The sequence below is a fragment of the Pseudactinotalea sp. genome (assembly GCF_048594945.1).
GTDB lineage: Bacteria > Actinomycetota > Actinomycetes > Actinomycetales > Beutenbergiaceae > Pseudactinotalea.
In genome coordinates, this window is sequence record NZ_JBMDXJ010000037.1 from 1 (window position 1) to 4,240 (window position 4,240).

5 protein-coding genes are annotated in these 4,240 nt (G+C 71.0%); 4 read left to right on the forward strand and 1 reads right to left on the reverse strand.

Annotated elements, in window-relative coordinates; genetic code table 11:
* Together ACOJSN_RS01760 and ACOJSN_RS01765 are read left to right on the forward strand one after the other, a co-directional pair.
* On the forward strand, positions 1 to 933 hold a 933-nt coding region (locus ACOJSN_RS01760), incomplete at its 5' end, for an AAA family ATPase (protein ID WP_420110789.1).
* A 121-nt stretch (positions 934 to 1,054) separates the two neighbouring features.
* Positions 1,055 to 1,504 (forward strand): DUF6912 family protein, encoded by a 450-nt coding sequence (locus tag ACOJSN_RS01765; protein WP_420110790.1) that lies wholly within the window; start codon positions 1,055 to 1,057, stop codon positions 1,502 to 1,504.
* 4 nt (positions 1,505 to 1,508) lie between these two features.
* On the opposite strand, the gene hisN is transcribed toward ACOJSN_RS01765, so the two are convergent.
* The gene (gene hisN, locus ACOJSN_RS01770) at positions 1,509 to 2,321 is read right to left on the reverse strand and encodes a histidinol-phosphatase (protein ID WP_420110791.1); all 813 of its coding nucleotides are present in this window, start codon (positions 2,319 to 2,321) and stop codon (positions 1,509 to 1,511) included.
* 106 nt (positions 2,322 to 2,427) lie between these two features.
* Here hisN and ACOJSN_RS01775 point away from each other — a divergent pair, with 106 nt between their 5' ends.
* Positions 2,428 to 3,624: a DUF4185 domain-containing protein gene (locus tag ACOJSN_RS01775; RefSeq protein WP_420110792.1), complete on the forward strand. Its 1,197-nt coding sequence runs from the start codon at positions 2,428 to 2,430 to the stop codon at positions 3,622 to 3,624.
* Positions 3,625 to 3,832: 208 nt separating this feature from the next.
* The coding region (locus ACOJSN_RS01780) for a FadR/GntR family transcriptional regulator (RefSeq protein ID WP_420110793.1) at positions 3,833 to 4,240 on the forward strand (408 nt) is incomplete at its 3' end.

Here is a 4,240-nt window from a genome sequence, read left to right on the forward strand (position 1 = left end):
GCGGCCGCCGGCGCGGCGGCTGCGGCCGTGCCTGCCACGGTCGCCGAGCTCGTCGACGAGCCCAGTCCGGCGGCGCAGGAGCGGCCACCGGGCGGGCTCGTGGTGGTCTGGGGTCCCGCCGGTGCGCCGGGTCGCACCACAGTGGCCATCAACCTCGCCGCGGAGATCGCGGATTCCGGGCAGCGCGCGCTGCTCGTGGACGCGGATCTGTGGGGCGCCGCTGTGGCTCCCTCGCTCGGCTTGCTGGAGGACTCGGCCGGCATCGCCGCCGCCGTGCGCGCCGCGGATCAGGGCACGTTGGACGAGTCGTCACTGGGCCGGTTGCGCGCGCAGGTCAACGAACGTCTGCACGTGCTGCCGGGGCTGCCGCGCGCGTCGCGGTGGCGTGAGGTCTCGGGGGCAGGTATCGACGCCGTGTGGGCGCCGGCCCGCCGCCTCGCCGACTGGGTGGTGGTGGAGGCGGGTGTGTGGGTGCCCGACGACGACCGCACCGGGGGATTCGACGCCGTGCTGGGGCAGCGCCGCAACGCTGTGACCTCCTCGGCCATGGCGGATGCGGACGCGCTGGTGGTGGTCGGCGCGGCGGAGCCGATCGGCATCCAGCGGCTCGTGCAGTCGTTGCTCGACCTCGACGGACGTTCCGGCGTGCCCACGCGCCGCCATGTGGTGGTGACCCGCGTGCGGTCCGAGGCGGCAGGCCCGCGACCGGCTGACTCGGTGCGCGAGGCGCTGCACCGGTTCGCCGGGGTCGAGGACGCGCTCATCGTCCCGGACGACCGGTCGGCCTGCGACAAGGCGTGCCTCGCCGGTGCGACCCTCACCGAGGTGGCGCCGAAGTCCCCGGCCCGCTTGGCGATCACGAGCCTGGCCGAGGCGATCACGGGCGTCCCGAGCGCGCAACGCTCCCGCCGCAGGCGGCGCGCGCGTACCTGACCTGCCCCGTTCGGTGCGGCGAGATCGCTGTTCCGGGTCGACCTCGCGGTTCTGTTCCAGCGATCTCGACCCAGCAGCGCGATCTCGGCGGATCGAGGGCCGTGCGCCTTAGTGTGTGCGCATGCGGATCTATCTCCCGGCGACGGCGGCGGACCTCGCGAGACCGGAGGGCGTCGGCGCGCGCGCCGCGCACGCCGTCACGCCCGCGTTGCGGGCGGCGAGCCCCGGCGAGAAGGACGAGGATCTCGAGGTCCCCGCGTTCCTCGCTGCCGCCGACGCCTCCTTGGCGTCGTTGGAACCGTCGGACGTGCCCCGGCGGCTGGTCATCGCCGCGGACGTCCCGACGGCGGAGCCCACCTCGGGTGAGGACCTCACCGAGGTGAGCGCACCGGACGTGCCATGGTCCGCCGTCGTGAGCATCCATGCGGACGACCCCGACGACGGTGAGGCAGCAGACCTGGTGCGGGCCGCCGTCGGCGGTGACGAGGAGGCGATCGAGGCAGCGGGCGAGCTGGACCTGCTCTGGTTCGACGCCAGCGAGCGGGAGATGCTGCGCGAGCTGCTCCGCTGACCGATCAGCGCGCGCGAGCAGCGAGCGAGGAGATGACCTCCTCGTGGAGGTGCCCGTTGGTGGCCACGGCGTTGCCGCCGTACGGGCCGTCCTCGCCCGTGAGCGAGCTGAACCGGCCGCCGGCCTCGATGACGATCGGCACCAACGCAGCCATGTCGTAGAGCTCCAGCTCGGGCTCGCACGCGAGGTCGACCGCGCCTTCGGCCACCAGCATGTAGGACCAGAAGTCGCCGTACGCCCGGCTGCGCCAGCACCGGGACTCCAGGTCCCGGAACTCCTCACCGAGGCCGGCATCGTCCCAGGAGGACAGGCTCGAGTAGGAGAGAGAAGCGTCCTCGAGGTTCGTGACCCCCGAGACAGCGATGCGGCTCGCCTGCGACAGCGAGCGCCCCGTCCATGCGCCCGAGCCGCGCCCGGCCCACCAGCGGCGGCCGAGCGCCGGGGCGCTCACGAGGCCGACCACGGGATCGTCGCCGTCGACCAGCGCGATCAGCGTGGCCCAGACCGGCACGCCGCGCACGAAGTTCTGGGTGCCGTCGATCGGGTCGATCACCCATTGCCGGGCGCCGTGCCCCGTGACGCCGAACTCCTCGCCGAGCACCGCGTCGCGCGGGCGGGTGCGCGAGAGCTGGCCCCGCACGATCTCCTCGGCGGTGCGATCGGCGTCGGTGACCGGGGTGGTGTCCGGCTTGGTCTCGACGGTGAGGTCCTGGGCCTTGAAACGCGCCATCGTCTGGGCGTCCACCTGGTCCGCGATGACGTGGGCCAGCCGCAGGTCGTCGTCGTACCGCGGCTGCGCGGTGGGGGGAGCCTCCATGCCCGCCACGCTAGTCCAGGTCGGGCCCGTGGCCCGGGAGGCTGCCTCGGGGGTTGACCGTTCGGACACATGAGCGGCATGCTCGTCCGTGGGTGCACGCCCTCCGATGAAGGATCTGACTGACATGGTGCGTGCTCGTCGACTCCACTCCACGCTCGGGATCACGGCGCTGATCGCCGGGATCGGCCTCCTCGGCGCCGCCCCTGCGACAGCAGGCGGCGGGCACGGAGGCGGTGGTCATGGCGAGTGTCGACTCGCCGACTCGACTCTCACGTTCGACGGTGCCCCCGAGCCCGAACTCACCGAGATGTTCACGACCTATGCGAACACCGCGGGGGAGTGGACCGGAGGTGACTCGACGTACTCGATCCCGATGCGCGGCGGCACGATCGCGTGGGTCTTCTCCGACACCTTCCTGGGCGAGGTCGCCGACGACGGGTCGCGGCCGCTCGACTCGCCGTTCCTCAACAACAGCTTCGTGGTGCAGGACAAGCGGGACCGGCTCAGCACCGTCACGGGCCCGGACAACACGTCCCTGATCGGACCGCCCACCGATGAGCCTTCCGGCTGGTACTGGGTGGGCGACGGCATGCAGTCGCGGCGCGGAGACGTCCAGCTGGTCGCGCTGCGGTTCTGGTACGGCGGCGGCGGAGCCTTCGACTTCGGCTGGGAGAGCAACCACTTGGCGACGTTCGACGGGCGCACGCTGGAGCTGAAGAGCCTCACCGATCTGCCGTCGGAGTCCGGCGTGCAGTGGGCGAGCTGGCTGCAGACCGAGGGGCGCTACACGTACATCTACGGCGTGGACGACCAGGGCGCCGAGAAGTTCATGCACGTCGCTCGCGTGCGCGCCGGCGACCTCAACGGCACCTGGGAGTACTGGACCGGATCAGGCTGGTCGGGTACCGAGACCGACACTGCGCCGGTGATGGCGGGCGTGGCGAACGAGTACAGCGTGACGCCGTTCAAGGACGGGTACCTGCTGATCACGCAGGACACCAACGAGATCTTCAGCAGCAACATCCTGGCGTACACCTCGTGCTCGCCCACCGGCCCGTTCGAGCCGGCCGGTCTCGTCTACCAGATGCCCGAGGTCGGTGAGGGCGGCAGCTACGGCAACGCGAACATCTGGGCCTACAACGCCCACGAGCACCCCGAGCTCCGCACCCGCGACACCATCCTCGTGACCTACAACGTCAACAGCTTCGACTCCGACGAGTTGTACGAGGACGCTTCGATCTACCGGCCGCGGTTCATCGAGATCGAGGTCGACGTGGAGAAGCCCCGGCCGGGCCGCCGCTGACGCCCCGCACCTCCGCTTTCAACGCTGATCCGGTTTGGCGAGACTTTCAACGCTGATCCGGCATTGACGTTCGGTCAGTGAAATCGGAGGTGTGACGTTTCGTCAGTGAAATCGGGTGGGGGGGGAGGGGGCGGGAGAGGGTCACGGTTTCGCAACGCTTGCGTGCGCAGCTTGTCCGATCTAGTGAATTAGTGATTAGATCACTTGCATGACGACGGCGCCCTCACGATCGACCCTGTCGAGCCAGCTGGCCGAGGGCGTCATGGACATCGTGGCCGAGCAGGGGCTCTCGGTCGGGGACCAGCTCGACGGCGTCAAGCAGCTCGCCGTGCGGTTCGCCGTCGCGGTTCCGACGATGCGTGAGGCGCTGCGTCGCCTGGAGGGGATCGGGATCGTCGAGCTCCGGCATGGCTCGGGCGTCTACGTGGGCCCCAATGCGGGCAAGCGCGTGCTGCTCAACCCGGTGCTGCCGCGCTCGGACGTGGAGCAGCTGGTCGAGCTGCTGCAGGCTCGGCGCGCACTGGAACCCGAGATCGCGCGGCTCGCTGCGGAGACCCGAGACGAGCGTGGCCTCGCCTGGCTCGACGAGGTGCTCGCGACCGCGGGCGCTCAGCTC